Origin of the sequence: Paenibacillus sp. FSL L8-0340, from assembly GCF_038593145.1 — a bacterium.
Lineage (GTDB): Bacteria > Bacillota > Bacilli > Paenibacillales > Paenibacillaceae > Paenibacillus_AQ.
In genome coordinates this window covers 6,776,114-6,795,512 of record NZ_CP151967.1, presented here as the reverse complement: position 1 = coordinate 6,795,512, position 19,399 = coordinate 6,776,114, and the positions used below count along the sequence as shown (strand labels likewise).

Here is a 19,399-nt window from a genome sequence, read left to right as displayed (position 1 = left end):
CCTATCAGGGAGGTTTTTATGTTATAATAGTTGTCGGTAGATTACTATATTAGTCAGGAGCGTAGTGAAGTGAATATAGATGTCAGTATATTAATCTTAAATTACAACACATGTGGCCTGACGATGGACTGTATTAGGTCGGTATATGATTCGGTAACTAATTATTCCTATGAGATCATTTTAATAGATAATAATTCCCGTGATCATTCTGTCGAGTCGATCAGCAAGGAATTCCCGGATGTGCTGCTGATTGCCAACTCTGAGAATGTTGGTTTCGCCCGGGGTAATAATCAGGGGATGGAGGCGGCCTCCGGACGTTATGTGCTGCTGCTTAATTCCGACACGGTAGTGCGGAAGGATACGCTGGAGACGATGGTTTCCTTTATGGACAGCCGGCCGGATCTTGGCGCTTCGGGCTGCAAGGTGATTTTGCCGGATGGATCGCTGGACAAGGCCTGCAAGCGAGGATTTCCGACACCCTCGGCATCCTTTTATTATGCTTTTGGTTTCAGCAAGCTGTTTCCCGGCCGGCCCAGATTCAACGGCTACCAGCTAGGTTATTTGGATCCAGATCTGGATTACCCGGTAGACTGTCTAGTCGGGGCTTTTATGCTGGTTCGGCGGGCGACGATCGAGCAGGTCGGCGGCCTGGACGAAGAGTTCTTTATGTATGGTGAGGATTTGGATTGGTGCTTCCGGATTAAAGAAGCCGGGTGGGGGATTTATTACTATCCGAAGACCTCCATCGTGCATCTAAAAGGCGGCAGCGCGCGGCGCAGACCATTTAAAATTGTCTATGAGTTTCACAGAGCAATGATTTTATTTCATCGCAAGCATTTTAGCAAGAGGTACAACAGTATGATTAATGGAGCGGTATATGCCGGAGTCGGGGTAAAGTTCACCCTTTCGCTTGCCCGCAATATGTTAAAGTCTTCACGCGTGGTTTCTTCACCGGCGCAGAGCCTTGCGGATTCCGGAGAAGCAGGTTCACGCAATGAAACGAATGCTGAGGTGAGATTATGATTCGCCGTAATCAGAGGTTTTTAACACAACTCTATATGGTTGCCGACTTCCTGATTATCCAAATCTCCTTTCTGGCGGCCTGGTGGCTGAAGTTCAAGAGTGGCTGGCTGGAATCCTATAATACGCTTCCGGTTGAATCCTATGCCTATTGGAGCCTTATTTATGGTGTGATTTCTGTATTTATAGGGATTGTGCTTTCCCTGTATTTGCCGAAGCGTAAGAAACGTTTTGTCGATGAATTCCTCAAAATATTTCAGGTGCACATCATGGCAGTCTTTATCCTGCTTGGCCTGATGTTCTTCCTGAAGGAAATCGACGTTTCCCGTCAGTATCTGGCCATATATATGGGTTTTAATATTCTCTCAATCATGCTTTACCGTTATGTGCTGAAGACGATGCTGAAATCACTCCGTGAAAAAGGCTTTAACCGTCAATTCGTGCTGATTATCGGTGCAGGCTCGCTCGGCAAACGATTCTACAACAATTTGGTGCAGTATCCGGAGCTGGGATATGAGACCATTGGTTTTCTTGATGATTATCAGGAATGGGACGGGATAGAGGAACGGCGCTTTAAGCCAATACTCGGCAAGGTGGATGAACTGGCTGGAATACTGGAGCTGCTGCCGGTAGACGAGGTGATTCTGGCGCTTCCGCTTGATGCCCACTCTAAGTATCCCGCCATTATTGCTGCCTGCGAAAAGGCTGGAGTACGGACGCTGATTATTCCAGATTTCTTCGACTACCTGCCGGCCCGTCCTTATTTTGATAATTTTGCCGGAATGCCAATGATTAATGTCCGTGATATTCCTTTAGATATGACCGGGAATAAGCTGGCCAAGCGGCTGTTTGATATTATTTTTTCGCTGTTCGCCATTTTTGTAATGTCGCCTGTAATGCTCATAGTAGCCCTCGGTGTTCGCCTGACTTCTCCGGGCCCGGTCATCTTCAAGCAGGAGCGTGTAGGACTTAACCGGCATAATTTCATGATGTATAAGTTCCGCTCGATGAAAATGCAGCAGGACGGCGAAGAAGATACAGGCTGGAGTACACGGGAGGATCCGCGGCGCACCCGCTTTGGGAGTTTTATCCGCAAGACCAGTCTGGATGAGCTGCCGCAATTTTTTAATGTGCTGCTGGGGCATATGAGTGTGGTAGGGCCCCGCCCGGAACGGCCGTTCTACGTGCAGCAGTTCCGTGGAGAGATCCCCAAGTATATGGTGAAGCATCATGTGCGTCCAGGTATTACTGGATGGGCACAGAGTAATGGTCTGCGTGGGGACACCTCGATTGAAGAACGGATTAAGCATGATATTTTCTATATTGAAAATTGGTCATTGCTGTTTGATATTCGGATTATTGTCAAAACGATTCGCAACGGATTTAAAAATGCCTATTAATTTCACATAGAAACGGTTGCTATCCTTACCCAAGGCCACAGCCGTTTTTTGTTTTTATACTCCAACTTTTGCAAAGGAAACCTACTATAATGGATAAAAAAAAGAGTACTGCATCAGTCATCATGGTTATAGCAATAGTACTTTTGCTTGTGATTACGCTGACACCGGAAGATAAAGAGCCGGCCGCCGGCTTTGCAGCCCACCGGATTGTTGCCCATGCAATGGGTGGCATCAACGGGCATGCCTATACCAACGCTGTTGAAGGTTTTATCGCCAATTATGAGCAGGGAACACGTATATTTGAAGCCGATCTGCTGTTCACCGGGGATCAGAAACTAGTGGCCCGTCATGAGTGGTCAAGGGATATGACTAAGCAGTTAGGACAGAAGGAGGTGCTTCCTGCAGACAAGGAAGGGGAAGTACTGGATTATGCCGAATTTATGGACAGTCCGATTCTGGGCCTATACTCGCCGGCTGATATTGAGAAGATCATGGATTTGATGATGGCTTATCCGGATGCCTATATCGTAACCGATACGAAGGAGGTTGAAGCGGAACTGGTCACACAGCAGTTTGAAGTGATTGTCGAGGCAGCTGAGCGTAGGGATCCATCGCTGCTGAAGCGGATTGTCCCGCAGATTTACAGTCGTGAGATGTTGGATATGATCCGTAAGGTGCATGTCTTTCCCGAAGTCATTTATACGTTATATCAATCGGAGGACAGTGATGAAGTGGTGACTCAATTCGTCAAGGAAACCGGGGCGAACATCACCATGCCTGACGACAGGGCTACCAAGAGCTTTGTGCAAAAACTGAAAAGGGCCGGTGCCCGCGTCTATGTGCATACGATTAATGATGAGAAAGAAATCGTCCAGCTGTCCCGTCTGGGTGTGGACGGGTTCTATACTGATTTCGTTTCTGAAGATGACATGGAGAGGCTCGGAGGCCTGGGGCGAAACTAGCAGCCGGCAGAGGTGATAATGAGCAATCATTGTTCGTTGAACGATGCACATAAAGCTTATTTTCTACCAGAAAGATAAGACTGATCTATAGAATACAACAATGAATTCTTATATTATAAAAAGGCGAAAAAATGTTCGCATTTTTTCGCTCTTTAAATTGACACTCCCCTTAGCGCTGGCATAGACTAGAGTTACGGCTTTTTGCGGTAGCGGAGTGTATTTGGCTTGCTAGATGAATGATGGAGATGGACGATTGATGAATATGATGCGGCAACTGATAGAGCCTTGGCGGCATGTTTTTAAGCTCGATCCGGACCGTGAGCTCGGAGACCTTGAGCTGGAGGCCATTTGCCTGTCTGGAACCGATGCGATTTTGGTTGGAGGCTCCACCGGTGTGACTTATGAGAATACTATTGATCTGCTGAACCGGCTGCGGCGTTATGAGCTGCCTTGCGCACTGGAGATTTCGGATCTGGAGGCAGTCGTTCCCGGTTTTGATTTGTATATGATTCCTATGGTGCTTAATACACCAGACACGGCCTGGATTATTGGCCAACACCGCAAAGCCATTCAACGTTACGGAAGCCTGATTCCATGGGAACTGCTGCTGGCCGAAGGATATATTGTCCTGAATGGCGATTCTTCCGTAGCACGCCTTACGGGTGCAGACCATTCGCTTAGCGCCGAGGGGGCTGCGGCTTATGCCCAGATTGCGGACAAGCTGATGCAGCTTCCGGTTGTGTATCTTGAATACAGCGGCATGTTCGGTGATATGAAGACGGTTCGTTTGGTAAGAGAGATGGTGGAGAACAGCCAGCTGTTTTACGGGGGCGGTATTACCGGCGAGGCAGAGGCTAAGCAGGTTGCAGCCCTCTGCGACACCGTAGTAGTCGGGAACATTATTTACCAGGATATACAGCAAGCACTGCTCACCGTGCAGGCGGTAAAGAAGACCCCGCAGATGCTTTGGGAGTAGCAAGTTGAGATAGCGCTGCTCTTGACATTCTAAGCTTAAACTGAGAAAGGAGCATGTCACACATGCAACTTGTTAACATACAGGAAGCCGTAAGCCGGCTTAATCCTCCACAGCGCCAGGCTGTAGAAGCTACTGAAGGTCCCTTGCTGATTATGGCCGGCGCGGGCAGCGGCAAGACCCGGGTGCTTACCCACCGCATTGCCTGGTTGATTGCGAACCGCAAGGCTCCGCCGTGGGCAATTCTGGCGATTACCTTTACAAACAAGGCGGCCCGGGAGATGCAGGACCGTGTCTCCAAGCTGGTTGGACCAGAAGGACGGGATATATGGGTATCCACGTTTCACTCGATGTGTGTACGGATTCTGCGCAAGGATATTGAACGGATTGGCTTTACCTCCAATTTCTCAATTCTCGATTCTACAGACCAGTTGTCCGTCATCCGCAACTGTATGAAAGACCTGAATATCGATACGAAGAAATTTGAGCCAAAGGCTGTCCAGGCCGTCATCAGCACAAACAAAAATGAGCTGATTACTCCGGCGCAATACGAGCAGAAGATTGGCGATTATTTTGAAGGTCTTGTTGCTAAAGTGTACACCAAGTACCAGCACCGGCTGAGAAGCAACAACTCGCTGGATTTTGACGATTTAATTATGAAGACGATCCAATTGTTCAAGGAAGTGCCTGAGGTACTTGATTTCTACCAGAAGAAATTCAAATACATTCATGTGGATGAGTATCAGGATACGAACCGTGCGCAGTACATGCTTTGCCGCATGCTGGCGGAAAGCCATCACCGGATTTGCGTAGTTGGTGACAGCGATCAGTCGATTTACCGCTGGCGCGGAGCAGACATTTCGAATATTCTTAATTTCGAAGAAGATTATCCGGAAGCGAAGACGATTCTGCTGGAGCAGAATTACCGTTCGACCTCCAATATACTAAATGCAGCCAACGGCGTAATTGCGCTGAACTCCGGACGTAAACCGAAGAAGCTGTGGACCGATTCAGAGGAAGGTCCGAAGATCAAAGTGTTCCGGGGCGACTCCGAGCATGATGAAGGTTATTTTGTCACCGGAGAGATCAGTAAGAGTGCCAAGCAGGGCCAGGCTTACCAGAATCATGCCATCCTGTACCGCACGAATGCACAGTCTCGCGTAATAGAAGAAATTTTGATCAAATCAGACATTCCTTATCAGATCGTCGGCGGGATCAAGTTCTATGACCGTAAGGAAATCAAGGATCTGCTGGCGTACCTGCGCCTGCTCTCCAATCCGGATGATGACATCAGTCTGACGCGTATTATCAATGTGCCAAAGCGGGGGCTGGGTGATACCACTGTGGGCAAGCTGGCTGTAGCAGCAGCAGAACGTGGGGTATCCATCTTCCGCGTGCTGCAGACGGTGGACGATCTGGGCTTTGCCGGACGGACGCGCAATACGCTGGTGGAGTTCTATGATATGATCGAAGCGCTGCACCGGATGGTCGAATTCCTCTCGGTAACGGAGCTGACGGAGAAGATTCTGGAGCTCTCGCAATACCGGCTGGAGCTGCAGAATGAGAATACGCTAGAATCCCGCTCACGGCTGGAGAACATCGATGAGTTCCTGTCCGTGACGATGGAATTCGAGAAGAATAACGAAGACAAGTCACTGGTCTCCTTCCTCACAGATCTGGCACTGATCGCTGACATCGACAGTGTGAATGACGATGAGGAGGAACGCGACGATGCTGTAGTGCTGATGACCATGCACAGCGCGAAGGGGCTGGAATTCCCGACCGTATTTATTATCGGGATGGAAGAGGGCGTATTCCCGCACAGCCGCGCCTTTCAGGACAATGATGAACTGGAAGAAGAACGGCGGCTGGCGTATGTAGGCATTACGCGTGCGGAGAAGCAGCTGTTCCTCAGCTGTGCCCGCAGCCGCACGCTGTTCGGACGGACGACAGCCAATCCGCCGTCCCGCTTCCTGGAGGAGATTCCGGAGGAGCTTAAGGAAGATACCGGCTCTGCTTCGGACCGCTTCCGGCGCGGAGGCGCGGAGGTTGGCGGTGCCTATGGCGGCCGTGGCTTCACCGGCGGCGCCCGGGGGAACTTCGGCAGCCGCGGAGGCGCTGCCGGGAATGCGCCAGCAGGCGGCGTGACCGCCGGCTTTGGCGGCAGCACAGCGTCAGCGGCCGGAGCAGGCCGCGTGACCGTAACCTCCGGAAGCGGTGCGCAGCGCGCATCGGAAGCGGGGGCCGCGGCGCCAGGCGAGTATAAAGCCGGCGACAAGGTAGCCCACGGCAAATGGGGCACCGGCACCATTGTGTCCGTGAAAGGCAGCGGTAACGACACGGAGCTGCAGATTGCTTTTCCGGCACCGGTCGGTGTGAAACGGCTGCTTGCGGGTTTTGCTCCGATTACCAAAGTCGAATAATCCGGGGACGGTTAACGAATGCATTTTTAGAATATAAAGATAAAGTAGAAGTATCATTCACATGCTTTACATTATCCTTATGACGGAGGGATACGCCCGGATGGACGTTATGCATACGATGGAAGAGCTTGTGGCTGAGCTGAATCAATACAATTACCATTATTACACGCTGGATACACCGCAGGTCAGCGACAAGGAATATGATGTGCTTTACGATAAGCTGGTGGCCCTGGAAGCGGAGAGCGGCATTGTGCTGCCGGATTCTCCTACCCAGCGTGTGGGAGGGGAACTGCTGAAAGGCTTTACCCCGCATCGTCACCTTGCTCCACTATGGAGTTTGGACAAAGCGCAGAATATTGAGCAGCTGCGGAGCTGGAATGCCCGTGTGCTGCGTCTCGTGAACGACTACAACACGAAGAATCCGAATACACCTCTGCCCGAGCCTTGTTATGCCGTCGAACTGAAATTCGACGGCCTGACCCTAAACCTGACTTACCGTGACGGTGTGCTAGTGCAGGCGGCGACAAGAGGTAATGGAGTGACGGGTGAAGGCATACTGGCTCAGGTGAAGACGATCAAGTCTGTTCCATTGACGATTCCGTTTAAGGAAGGTCTTATCGAAGTGCAGGGCGAGGGGATTATGAACCTTTCGGTGCTGGCTGACTACAATACACGGGCTGCCGAACCGCTGAAGAATGCACGCAATGGCGCTGCCGGAGCGCTGCGTAACCTTAATCCTAAGACTACGGCGAACCGCAGGCTAAATGCTTTCTTTTATAACGTGGGTTATGCTGAAGGGGTACAGTTTGCCGATCATCAGGAGATGATGAATTTCCTGCGGACCAACCAGTTTAAGGTGAATCCGTACCTCACCTACTTCGCTAACTTTGACGAGGTTACAGAACAGCTGGCGGAGATTGAAGAGAGCCGTTCCGGTCTGGACTATCTGATTGACGGTGCGGTAATCAAGGTTACCGATTTCCGTATCCGCGAAGCGCTGGGTTATACCGATAAATTCCCGCGCTGGGCGGTTGCCTACAAGTTCGAAGCTGAAGAAACGACGACGATATTGGAGTCAGTCAGCTGGAACGTAGGCCGCACAGGCAAAGTCACACCTCTGGCCCGTGTGGAGGCGGTAGAACTGGCTGGAGTTACTGTCCAGAACTGCACGCTGAACAACGTCGGAGATATCGAACGCAAGAATCTTAAGCATGCGCTGGGCACACGGGTGTTTATCCGCCGCTCCAATGATGTCATTCCAGAGATACTCGGCAAGGTGACGGAAGAAAGCGACGGCGGGGAAATTGTATTCCCCGAGAATTGTCCGTCATGTGGCTTCCCGCTCGAAATGCGCGGGGCGCATCTCTTCTGCAACAACAAGCTGGATTGCAAGCCGCAGATTATCGGACGGATCACCCATTTCGCTTCCCGTGATGCGATGGACATTGAGACCTTCAGCGACAAGACGGCCGGTCAGCTGCACGAAGAGTTGAATGTGCGGGAGCCTGCCGATTTATATGAACTGAATTTTGAACAGCTGGTCAAGCTTGATCGCTTCGGTGAGAAGAAAGCAGACAATCTGCTGAAGGCGCTGGAAGAGAGTAAAGGACGTGATCTAGCCTCGTTCCTCTTTGCCCTAGGCATTCCGAACACCGGCAAAGCAACCACACGGATGCTGGCCGATCATTACCGCAGTCTGGAGGCTGTAATGTCCGCTACAGCTGAGGAATTATCTGAATTGCCGGATATCGGCGGGATTGTGGCAGAGAGCATCGTGAGCTTCTTCGCTGATCCTTTTGTGGTTACGGGCATTAACCGCATGCTGGCTTTGGGTGTAGAAGCTAAGGCGCCTGAAGCTCCGCGGCCGGTGAGTACCGATTCCTTCTTCAGCGGCAAGACCGTAGTGTTAACCGGCTCGCTGCAGAAGCTTACCCGTGAGGAAGCTGCAGAACGTCTCGAGGCGCTTGGCGCCAAAGTATCGGGCAGTGTCTCCAAGAAAACCGATCTGGTCATTGCCGGTGAAAAAGCGGGCAGCAAGCTGGCCAAAGCACAGCAATTGGGCATTCAGGTCATTGAGGATGAGGAAGAATTGATCCGGCTGCTGGAGATTTAGACCGTTATACAGCATAGTACTGAATAGCAATGTACAGCAAGATACCAAGCCCTGTGATCATTTCGCTTCCTGCGAAAGGTCACAGGGCTTTTTTTGTGAAAGGTAAGTATGTATAAATCAATGGGTACATCTGATACAGCAGGATCATTCCTGTCGAGAAGATGCTTTTCTTTACAGTTGAGATGGAAAGAGAATGTAGTAAGGAGTGGGGATTTTAATCCTGAGAAGGGATAGTTTCTATGTTAAAATGAATGAATATTTATATATTTATTCACATGCACCTGGTTGTAGCTGCAGATTTATCAATTGCCTTGATGGAAGCATACGCATCATTGTAACGGTCCATGAAAGGAGGACTAAAAATGAACAAAGCCATTACGGCCCAGTCTGTTCACTATGGGATGGGTACAGAGATGATCCACAAAGTTTTTGGCGATCATGGGGAAGAAGCACTCAGAGCTGTCGAGTATGAAGCTGCAAGGCTTGAGAACCTGCTAAGCCGCTTTATACCCGATAGCGAGATAAGCAGGGTCAACAGGTCAGCGGGTATGAAGTGTGAGAAGTTGAGTCCGGATACCTATGAGGTGCTGTCGCTTGCTGCTGAGTTCTAAATTATAGTGATGTGGATTCCAAAGAAGTGGAGCAGCACAAGCTATCTGCGGCAGAGGAGACACTAAAACAAATCAACCATGACATTGAGCAAAGAATAATAGGAGAATTCAGGATAGATAAATGTATGTTTCCGTGGCTGTTAACCGGTATTCTAAATCCTATATTTACTAAAAAAGCCATTGATCCAGTCAACTTTCAGGCAGATGATAGTTGTATCGGCTGTGGTACCTGTGAGCAAGTCTTTAACTGCAATAACATTCAAGTTTCTGAAAAACCACAGTGGGGGCAAAATTGTACACTATGTTTAGCGTGTATTCATTATTGCCCGTCAAAGCCTATCAATATGGCCAAAAAACCGAAAACAAAGGAAGATATACAAATCCCCATATAACCATTGCTGAATTTATAAATGAAAGATGATTGTACAGAAAACGTTACTAGCCCTCATCTTGGTGACAAGGTGTGGGTTCTTTTGTGTCCCGTTGATATATGAACAGTTGATAATTTAATACAACCCCTGACTACATTTGACAATTGGTTAACCTTTCGAAGGTAAGATTGGTTAAGAACTTTATATCAAGGAAGGGGTTTATAATGAAAAAGCTGATGAAGAGTGTGGTAATTGGAGGATTGGCAGCAGCAGTAGTCTCAGGAGCTACACTGGCCGGAGCGGCACAAAGTGCTAAAACTTCTGGGGGAGCTGCAAAAGCCCAGTCCAAAAATCTTATCGTACTAATTGGTGACGGCATGGGTCCGGCCCAAATTTCTGCCGCAAGATATTTTCAGCAATACACCAAGGGAGTCAGCCATCTAAATCTTGATCCCTACTACGTGGGACAAGCGACTACATATGCAGACCGTGGAGAGGACGGCGGGAAAATCGTTTCGGGGATCGTTACAGATTCCGCCTCAGCCGGTACTGCATTTGCTACAGGCCACAAAACATACAACGCAGGCATCAGCGTTTCCAATGAAGATGTATCCAAACCGTTTGCCTCCATTATTGAGGCTGCGGAAACGAGCGGCAAGGCAACAGGACTTGTTACCACAGCCCGGATTACTCACGCGACGCCAGCTGTCTACGCCTCCCATGTCCGCAGCCGTGATAATGAATCAGCGATTGCCTCGCAATACCTGGAGAGCGGCGTAGATGTTCTGATGGGCGGGGGCAAGCAGTTTTTTGTAACCAAAGATGAAAAGGGCAAACGGACGGATAAGAACATCCTCCCTGATTTTAAAGCCAAAGGTTACACTGTAGTTGAAAATAAAACAGCCTTAAATGCGCTTACCTCCAAAAACAGCAAGGTGCTAGGCCTGTTCGGCAGTTCCCATGTGGCTTATGTTCCGGACCGTACAGCGGAAATCCCAAGCCTGGCGACAATGACCTCCAAAGCGCTGAATATTTTATCAGCGGATAAAGAAGGTTTTGTCATGATGATTGAAGGCGGACGGATTGACCATGCCGGTCATGCCAACGATCTGCCGACACTTGTCCAGGAGGCACTCGACTTCGATGCCGCGGTCAAGACGGCGATTGATTTCGCGAAGAAAAACGGCAACACCTCCGTTGTGGTCACAGCCGACCATGAAACGGGCGGACTGTCTCTCTCCCGCGACAACATTTACGAAATTAATATCGACCTGTGGGATAAGCAAAAACATTCCTCGGAAAGCCTGGCTTCCGCTCTGGAAGCAGCACAGACACCTGAAGAAATCCGCAGCATCGTAACAGCCAATACATGGATTACCGACCTTACAGACGAAGAAGTTGCACAAATTATGGAAGGCGACGGATCTTCGTATAAACGTGAAGGAGCTTACAATGCAGTGGTTTCCAAACGTCTGCTCGTGGGCTGGTCAGGCCATGGGCATTCCGCAGTAGATGTGGGTGTCTGGGCTTATGGTCCGATTGCGGAGCAGGTAAAAGGACAGGTGGACAACACCGAGCTCGCGAAGGCGGGTGCCAGCATACTGGGCCTTGATTTGAACAAACGTTCCGCAGAGCTGCAATCTCAATACGTTTATCCGAAGTTCAAAATCAGCCGCGACAACAAAGTGCTTTATCCTGCTGAAGCTTTGATCAAGGCGCTGGGAGGAACTTACAAAGGGGATGCTGCCGCTGCGAAGCTGACATTGCAGAAAAACGTAATTGATGTGAATCTGACAGACAAAACCGCTAAGCTGAACGGCAAGGCTGCTTCTTATATCGTTGATATTGATAACGGTGTATTGTACCTGCCGCTTAGTGCATTCAGCCAGCTGAAGGGTACAACCTTGACTTGGGATGCTTTGTCCGAACGTATTAAATTGAGATAGGAGTGGCTCTGTTGCTCCAAATTCACGATTTGAAAAAGCAATTTCGTGTAGACGGTAGAAATGTGCCGATACTGGATATTTCCGAATGGAGTGTTGAAAAAGGAGAGAACGTAGCGATTACCGGACCCAGCGGGTCCGGTAAAAGCACTCTTCTGCATCTGATCAGCGGAATTCTGCTGGCCGACAGCGGCGGGATTGTCGTGGACGGCAAGCCGCTCCGCGAGCTCACGGAGGCGAAGCGTGATGCGTTCCGGGCTTCCAATATCGGGTATGTGCTGCAGGATTTCCATCTGATCCCCTCTTTGACGGCAAGGCAGAATGTGGAGATTGCTATGACCGCAAAGCTTCCGCTTAAGGAGAAAAGAAGGGTAGTCGACGATTGGCTGGATCAGGTAGGTCTGGCAGACCGTGGCCGGCATCTTCCCTCCCAGCTTTCCCGCGGGCAGCAGCAGAGGGTAGCGATTGTGCGGGCGCTGGTGAATGAGCCGCCGCTTGTGCTGGCGGATGAGCCCACCGGCAGTCTGGACTGGGAAACGGCAGATGAAATCGCCTCGCTTTTACTGGATCTCAGCGTCGCTCATGGACGTACCTTAATTGTTGTAACGCATGATCTCAATATGGCGAACCGTTTTCCCCGCTGTCTGAACATTCAGGAGATTAACCGGATACGCCGGGAATCAGCGCCCAAACTCCAGAGCAGCCCGGAGAAACGGAAGAGGGAATTGTATGAGTCTCTTTAGATTAACACTGCGTAATTTGCTGCACCGGCGGTTTCTGTCGTTGTTGACGGTATGTGCGGTCGCAGTTACGGTTGCTTTTATCGTCCTGCTATCCTTGTCCCGGCAAAGCGTTGAGCAAGGCGCCAAAAAAGGGTATGGCCCCTTCGATCTCGTAATTGGCGCAGCCGGCAGTGAAACCCAGCTTGTGCTGAATACCTTTTATCATATCGGTGCTCCGACAGGCAATATCCCGCTTGCTGTTCTGGATCAAGTGGAGCAGGATCAGGACGTGGATAAGGCCTTTGCAATGACAACGGGAGATAACTATAAAGGCTTTCCGATCGTCGGCATGGACTCCGGATATTTTGTTACCCGTTACGGCGACCGTAACCTTCAGGACGGGAATTTATATGCGCACACCGGTGAGACCATTATTGGGTCGTATGTGGCGGAATCTCTGGGTCTGCACATTGGGGATACATTTACGGGTGCACATGGGCTTGTTCAGGGAGACAGCCATGAAACTGCTGAGGCGGAACACACGGAGGAGCATGAGGAAGATCATGAGGAAGACCATGCTGCCGAGGCCGCCGGAAATTCGCCGGACGAAGCACATAGCGAAGAACATGGCGAAGAACACGCACATGAAAGCTTCCAGTATACCGTTGTGGGCATTCTTCCGCCCCTTCATACCCCAGATGACCGCGCAGTATTTACGACTGTTGATTATGCCTGGGCCGTACATGGCTTGCCTCCTGAGGAGCGGGAGATTACAGCCGTGTTGGTTAAACCGGCAAGTCTGCTGGGGGCCCATGATTTGAAAGAGGTGCTGGATGGCAGTAATGGAGTTCAGGCTGCCTATACAAGCCAGGCGGTTTCCGACGTGCTGAACGCTGTTGATCAGGGTGCACAGCTGCTGAGTGTGCTCACGGCATTATGCGTAATTCTGGCAGCGATAGCGATCCTGCTGTCCTTGATCGCCGCAGTAGGTGAACGTACCAAGGATGTGGGGCTATTGCGTCTTCTTGGCAAATCCAGAGCCTATGTATGGTTGACCTTAACGAGCGAAGGTCTGCTGGTGACAGCTACCGGACTTATCGCCGGACTGCTGCTGGGTCATCTTGGCGCTTACCTGCTGAAGGATGCACTGTTCGCCCAAGCTGGCATTCAAATTGAACCTTATCAGTGGACACCTGATCATTGGCTTATTGCTGCAGGGGCGCTTTCCATTGGTCTGCTGTCTTCGCTGGGGCCTGCATTCCGGATGTACCGGATGCATCCTCTTGCTTTGTTCAAATCCTAGGAGGTACATTCACTTGATAACATTAAAGGGTAGGTTGATCCTGATGACGGCTGCTGTTACAAGCATGCTGCTGCTTCAAGCATGCGGCCAGAACAGTGCAGCTGATGGCGGTGGAGAATCCTTTGCTGCTGCAGTGGAGGCGGACAGTCCGGTAGTAGAGGATGTGGCACAATCACCCGAAGCTACAGAAGTACCCATAGTTCCAAAAGAATCACCGTCAGCTTCGCCAACCGTGAAGCGCTCTCCAGAAGCCGCCAAGGCCACAGCTGGACCTTCACCGGAACCTGAACTGGCTGCGGCGCCATCCATCGCACCTGTATCGGATACAGGTAAAGGGGGAGAGGCCAAAGATGCTACGGCTAAATCTCACGCACCAAATACATCCAAGCCTTCCGCTCCAGCAGCAGTCATTCAGGATACATCGAAGAAGACTGTAGGCTCCAGCAAGAGTAATAGCAAGAGCCCGGCATCTCCAGCACCTGAAACGAAGTCAAAGGCTAAAACAGGGGAAGCAGATAAGAGCGATGGAAAGAGCGGTGCTGTATCTCCGTCTCCACAAGCCAGCTCCCTCCCTGAGGCCAGCCCTGCCCCAACCGCAGTGGCCCATTTGAAGACTTCTTCTACAGGCCACACTGCCATTGATTGGAACGGCTTCTTCGACGGCAGCGACCAGACCCGCCCCTCGGAGCAGTTTTGGGACCTCAGCGGCAGCGAGGTTACGATTAAGGGCTTTATGGGCGAAGTCCTCTCCTTTGAGAAGAACTGGTTCCTGCTGATTCCAGAGCCCGGGGCGGAGTGTCCCTTTGACAATGGGGATGAAACCTACTGGAACAAGATTATGATTGTCTTTGTGCCTGAAGGCAGCAAGCTCCGGCATACCTCCGGCCCACTGCAAATTACCGGACGTCTGGACGTGGGCATCAAGATTGACGAGTCGGGCTACAAAACGATGTTCCGGCTTTATGATGCCTCCTTCAAGAGCATTTAAAGAACCTAATAAAATGAAATAACACCAGCCTTTGTATACCTTATGGGGATACGGGGCTTTTTTTGGGTTTATAGATTGGATAATTTCTAATATATTAGAAGGTAGATTACCACTTATGGAATGGAAAGGATGCCTACCTGTGAGACAAGAAACAATATTGCTAGTGGACGATGAGCGGGAGATCGTTAACCTGATGGATATTTATTTCTGCAACGAGGGTTATCGGCTGCTCAAAGCCTTTGACGGACAGGAAGCGCTGGAATATTTAAAAGAGGAGAAGGTAGACCTCATTATTATGGACGTGATGATGCCCAAGATGGACGGAATAGAAGCCTGCATGAAAATCCGTGAAGAGCAAAATATGCCGATCATCATGCTGTCCGCCAAAAATTCGGATATGGATAAAATTCTTGGACTCAGTATAGGCGCCGACGATTATGTCGGAAAGCCGTTTAATCCGCTGGAGCTTGTGGCCCGGGCCAAATCACAGCTGCGCCGCTATCATAAATTCAACAAGGATACCCAACCAAGGATGAATGACAATGAGCTGATCTTCGAGGATCTGGTCATCGACATATTGAAACACGAGGTTTGTGTGGATGGGCGTAAGGTAAGGCTGACCCCCCGTGAATTTTCCATTTTGGAGCTGCTGGCGAGATATCAGGGTCAGGTGCTCAGCATGGAGCAGATTTACAGGAATATCTGGAATGAGCCTTTTCTGGACGGAGGCAGCACGGTAATGGTACATATCCGCAATATCCGCGAGAAAATTGAGCTGGATCCGAAGCAGCCCCGTTATGTGCAAACTGTATGGGGGATCGGGTATAAATTGGACGGGCCATCCTGAGAACTTGAGGTGATAATACTGTGAATGCAAAATATATAAGTACTATACGCTGGAAATTCATTTGGGCGTTTATTCTCAGCATGTTGTCAGGAGCCATCCTGTTATTGGGAGGTTACCGGCTGGTAAATTCTCTGCTTCACATGAATACGAGTTCACCGTCGGCACCCTATTCCCTGGTTTTGAAATGGATTATTAACCATATTGGCTCAGTGCCGGTAATGACAGCCGTAGGCATTATCAGCTTTTTGGTGTTCTTTTTTTTGTACACGCGAAAAGTAGTATCCTATCTCGAAGAGATCACACAGGGGATTCAGCAAATCACCAAACTGGGAGAGTCACACCGGATTGAAGTGCGGACCAGTGATGAGCTAGGTGTACTGGCAGAGAATATTAATATTATGTCCGAACGGCTGCAGCAGTCCCTGCTTGAAGAGCGTAAGGCGATCCAGGCCAAAAATGAGCTGATTACCGGGGTCTCTCATGATTTGCGTACTCCGCTGACTTCGGTTTTGGGTTATCTGGATTTTATTGAGCAGGACCGCTGCCGGGAAGAGACAGAGGTACGCTATTATGTAGGTATTGCTTATCAGAAAGCACTGGTGCTGCGTAAGCTGATTGATGATCTGTTCGAATATACCCGTGTCAACAGTGGAGGACTGCCGCTTGCAGCAGAACAGCTGGACCTCAAGGCGTTCATTCGGCAGCTGGCGGAAGAGGCGGTTCCAGAGCTAGCCCGGGCAGGCATGGCCTATGAGCTGGTAGACCATACAGAATCCTTATGGATTCAGGGAGCGCCTTACGAGTTGCTGCGAGCTTATGAAAATTTGATTACCAATGCCATCCGTTACGGGCGTGAAGGGAAAAAACTGGAGATCGTACTCACCCGGGAAGGGGATGAAGCGGTCGTGCGGATCAGTAATTTTGGAGAAATGATTGCCGAAAGCGACCTTCCGCATATTTTTGAACGATTCTACCGGGCTGAACGCTCCCGTTCCCGGCATACCGGAGGTTCGGGGCTGGGACTTGCTATAGCCAAAGGGATTGTGGAGCGCCACCATGGAGAAATTACAGCCCAAAGCGATGTGAACCGTACCGACTTTATCACCCGCTTCCCGTTATCTCCACAGGAGTCTTTAGAGAATCTTTAGAACTTGTGCGGGAGGTTCTTAAGAACTTGCCGGTATTCTATGTGTCATGGAGTAGTAAATGCACAGATACCGGGAGGGATAAACTTGAGAAGACTAAATACGGTACGAACCGGATATTTGTATGTTATTGGAGGAAGCTTGCTGCTCAGCGGTGGTGTTCTTATGGTGCTACAGGCGGTGGTTTCCTTTCTATATTCGCAGCATAGCGCAGATTCCGGCGCTTTTACAGTCCGCTTATTGCATTGGATGATCAATCATATCGGCAGGTTGCCTTTGGCTGTAATTCTTTTTACCGCTCTTTCCGGCAGTTTTTTTCTGCTGCGTTCGCAAAAATTATCCGATGATTTCAAGGCGCTGCTGCGGGCATCGGATGAGCTTGCGGCGAATGGCTTCTTTAAGGAACTGGAGGTATCCACCGGAGGAGAGCTGGGCAGGCTGGCTGCTAATCTGCGGAAGCTGAACAAAGGCCAGCAAACAAAACTCACCGGTACGGCAGAGATTGAATCGGCAGCTGCAGAAGAAGCGGGATGGGGCAGCGAAGAGAGTATGGCCCTCATATTAAGGATGAAGACGCTGCTGCGCTTGCTGGATGAGCTGAAGGCTGCAGAAGGAGAGGCCGTTCAGGTGGATGCGGTGAGACGTGAAGCGGCGGGCTTGGAGCGGTTCCTTGTGGACCTGATTGCAAAATGTTGAGCAGGGGCAATGCTGGCACCCGGCTCACCCGCCGAAAGCTGCTGCGTGTTTTTTATACCGGATTTGATCTTGCGGTAATTGGCGTGTTACTGCTGCTGGCAATGCTGTTTTATGTCCGTGTATATGGAGAGGCTGTGGTAAGCCGTCAGGCCGGGAAGCTGGTTTTAGATCAATCAAGCGTCATTACCGATTCAGAGGGGAATGTGCTGCGCCGGATTCCGCTGCCGGAATCGGGATATCGGACGATGGCTCAGCTCGAAGAGATGCCGGCGCTGCTGATCGACACCTTTTTGGCAGTCGAGGACCGCAGGTTCTACAGCCATCAGGGGCTGGACTATACGGGAATCCTGCGCGCCGCCATAAACAATACCGTGAACTTCAGAGTAACAGAGGGAGGCAGCAGCATCACCCAGCAGTTAGCCCGCAATCTCTATCTAAACAGAGATAAAAATATGCTGCGTAAGCTGAACGAGGCCTCCATTGCTACAGCTTTGGAGAAAAGGTTGTCAAAGCAGGATATTTTGCAGCTTTATTTGAACCAAATCTATATGGGCCGGGGGCAGTATGGAATAAAGGCGGCTGCAGAGTACTATTTCGGTGTAAGTGATCTCAAAAAGCTGGAGATTTCGCAAATCGCTGATTTAGCGGCTATCCCGAAAGGTCCTTCCATCTATAATCCTGCGGAGAACAACGCGGTTTCCGAGGGGAGGAGGGAGCTTGTTCTGGGAATCATGCAGCAGCGGGGGCTGATCAGCCCACAGCAAATGGCAGCCGCGCGCAATCAAAAGTACCAGCCTCTGGAAGAAGTTAAGACTGAGGTTGCAGGTGCTTCCTATATTGACGCTGTGCTGAAAGAAGCCTCCCGGCTTACGGGTAAGTCGAGGGAAGAGCTGCAAACAGGCGGTTACAGGATCAAGACAGGAATAAATACAGGCATCCAGAAGACACTGGAGCAAGCATTTCGTAACGCAGATGCCTTTCCTCCCGATGGGAAAAACCAGCAGGTCGAGGCGGCCATGGTGATACTCAATCATCACACCGGGGAGATTGCTGCCATGATGGGAGGGCGCAATCCCCAAACGGGCAGCCTTAATCGGGCGATTATTGATGCGCGCCAGCCGGGTTCCGCCTTTAAGCCGATTATTGATTACGGGCCTGCGCTGGAAAGCGGCAACTTTACTCCATCGAGTATAGTTCCCGACCGTAAGCAGTCTTACGGGAGTTACAGCCCGGGTAATCTGAATGGCGTATACCGTGGTCAAGTTAGCTTGAACCAGGCGCTTCAGAAATCCATCAATGCTCCGGCCGTATGGCTGCTGAAGCAGGTGGGAATCTCCAGCGCCCGTCAATTTGCCGGAAAGCTGGGGTTAGAACTGCCGCAGGAGGATAATAATCTGTCCATTGCGCTCGGCGGGCTCCACAATGGGATATCTCCTCTGAAAATGGCCCAGGCCTACAGTGTGTTTGCGAGCGGGGGGACGTTTAATGAAGCACATACCATTAGCAGCATAACCAATGCGCACGGGCGGGTTCTATACAAGCATGTCTCCAGCCAGCGTCAAGTGATCTCGGAGCGAACTGCGGAAAGCATGACGTTCATGCTCCGCAATGCAGTAAATCAGGGAACCGGGAAAAAAGCGCGGATGAACATACCGGTTGCCGGCAAGACCGGAACGACTCAGGCAGCGCTTCCCGGTGTCGACAGCAAGGCTAATCGGGATCTTTGGTTTGTCGGCTACACACCGGATTGGACAGCCGCTGTATGGATGGGTTTTGACCGTACCGATAAGGATAACTATATGACTGCGGGCAGCGGGATGGCGGCCGCTTTATTCTCCGCAGTGATGAACAAAGCAATAGCTGTTCGGAATTGAAAGAGCGC

At 50.4% G+C, this 19,399-nt stretch carries 16 protein-coding genes; all 16 read left to right on the top strand.

Annotated elements, in window-relative coordinates; translation table 11 throughout:
* The first annotated feature begins 75 nt into the window (after window positions 1-75).
* The 16 genes from NST07_RS31225 to NST07_RS31150 all read left to right on the top strand — a co-directional run bounded on the left by NST07_RS31225 (window position 76) and on the right by NST07_RS31150 (window position 19,391).
* Window positions 76-1,023: a glycosyltransferase family 2 protein gene (locus NST07_RS31225; RefSeq protein WP_341097798.1), complete on the top strand. Its 948-nt coding sequence runs from the start codon at window positions 76-78 to the stop codon at window positions 1,021-1,023.
* The gene (locus tag NST07_RS31220; RefSeq protein ID WP_341096667.1) at window positions 1,020-2,420 is read left to right on the top strand and encodes an undecaprenyl-phosphate glucose phosphotransferase; all 1,401 of its coding nucleotides are present in this window, start codon (window positions 1,020-1,022) and stop codon (window positions 2,418-2,420) included. The genes NST07_RS31225 and NST07_RS31220 overlap by 4 nt, the downstream gene beginning before the upstream one ends.
* A gap of 89 nt (window positions 2,421-2,509) precedes the next feature.
* Window positions 2,510-3,382 (top strand): phosphatidylinositol-specific phospholipase C/glycerophosphodiester phosphodiesterase family protein, encoded by an 873-nt coding sequence (locus NST07_RS31215; RefSeq protein ID WP_341096665.1) that lies wholly within the window; start codon window positions 2,510-2,512, stop codon window positions 3,380-3,382.
* A 265-nt stretch (window positions 3,383-3,647) separates the two neighbouring features.
* Window positions 3,648-4,358, top strand: coding sequence for a heptaprenylglyceryl phosphate synthase (locus NST07_RS31210; RefSeq protein WP_341097797.1), 711 nt, complete (start codon window positions 3,648-3,650; stop codon window positions 4,356-4,358).
* 62 nt (window positions 4,359-4,420) lie between these two features.
* Window positions 4,421-6,778, top strand: coding sequence for a DNA helicase PcrA (gene pcrA, locus NST07_RS31205; protein ID WP_341379948.1), 2,358 nt, complete (start codon window positions 4,421-4,423; stop codon window positions 6,776-6,778).
* Between the two features lie 100 nt (window positions 6,779-6,878).
* Complete coding sequence (ligA, locus tag NST07_RS31200) at window positions 6,879-8,891, top strand: NAD-dependent DNA ligase LigA (protein WP_341380424.1); 2,013 nt, start codon at window positions 6,879-6,881, stop codon at window positions 8,889-8,891.
* 362 nt (window positions 8,892-9,253) lie between these two features.
* The gene (locus NST07_RS31195) at window positions 9,254-9,502 is read left to right on the top strand and encodes an FAD:protein FMN transferase (RefSeq protein ID WP_341096660.1); all 249 of its coding nucleotides are present in this window, start codon (window positions 9,254-9,256) and stop codon (window positions 9,500-9,502) included.
* Window positions 9,503-9,513: 11 nt separating this feature from the next.
* Window positions 9,514-9,894 carry an EFR1 family ferrodoxin gene (locus NST07_RS31190; RefSeq protein WP_341379947.1) on the top strand — a complete coding sequence of 127 codons (381 nt, stop codon included), beginning with the start codon at window positions 9,514-9,516 and terminating at the stop codon, window positions 9,892-9,894.
* Between the two features lie 203 nt (window positions 9,895-10,097).
* A complete protein-coding gene (locus NST07_RS31185) occupies window positions 10,098-11,819 on the top strand; it encodes an alkaline phosphatase (protein ID WP_342480721.1) in 1,722 nt (573 codons plus the stop codon).
* 29 nt (window positions 11,820-11,848) lie between these two features.
* Window positions 11,849-12,559, top strand: a complete 711-nt coding sequence (locus NST07_RS31180; RefSeq protein WP_342480720.1) for an ABC transporter ATP-binding protein — start codon at window positions 11,849-11,851, stop codon at window positions 12,557-12,559.
* Window positions 12,546-13,841, top strand: coding sequence for an ABC transporter permease (locus tag NST07_RS31175; protein WP_341096652.1), 1,296 nt, complete (start codon window positions 12,546-12,548; stop codon window positions 13,839-13,841). The genes NST07_RS31180 and NST07_RS31175 overlap by 14 nt, the downstream gene beginning before the upstream one ends.
* A 13-nt stretch (window positions 13,842-13,854) precedes the next feature.
* Window positions 13,855-14,829: a hypothetical protein gene (locus NST07_RS31170; RefSeq protein WP_341096650.1), complete on the top strand. Its 975-nt coding sequence runs from the start codon at window positions 13,855-13,857 to the stop codon at window positions 14,827-14,829.
* 139 nt (window positions 14,830-14,968) lie between these two features.
* Window positions 14,969-15,676, top strand: coding sequence for a response regulator transcription factor (locus tag NST07_RS31165; RefSeq protein WP_341096649.1), 708 nt, complete (start codon window positions 14,969-14,971; stop codon window positions 15,674-15,676).
* Window positions 15,677-15,696: 20 nt separating this feature from the next.
* The gene (locus NST07_RS31160; protein WP_341096647.1) at window positions 15,697-16,824 is read left to right on the top strand and encodes an ATP-binding protein; all 1,128 of its coding nucleotides are present in this window, start codon (window positions 15,697-15,699) and stop codon (window positions 16,822-16,824) included.
* An 84-nt stretch (window positions 16,825-16,908) separates the two neighbouring features.
* The gene (locus NST07_RS31155) at window positions 16,909-17,517 is read left to right on the top strand and encodes a hypothetical protein (RefSeq protein ID WP_341096645.1); all 609 of its coding nucleotides are present in this window, start codon (window positions 16,909-16,911) and stop codon (window positions 17,515-17,517) included.
* Entirely contained in the window at window positions 17,511-19,391 is a 1,881-nt protein-coding gene (locus NST07_RS31150; RefSeq protein WP_342480719.1) for a PBP1A family penicillin-binding protein, read from the top strand. Before NST07_RS31155 ends, NST07_RS31150 begins: the two co-directional genes overlap by 7 nt.
* The last annotated feature ends 8 nt before the right edge of the window (window positions 19,392-19,399 follow it).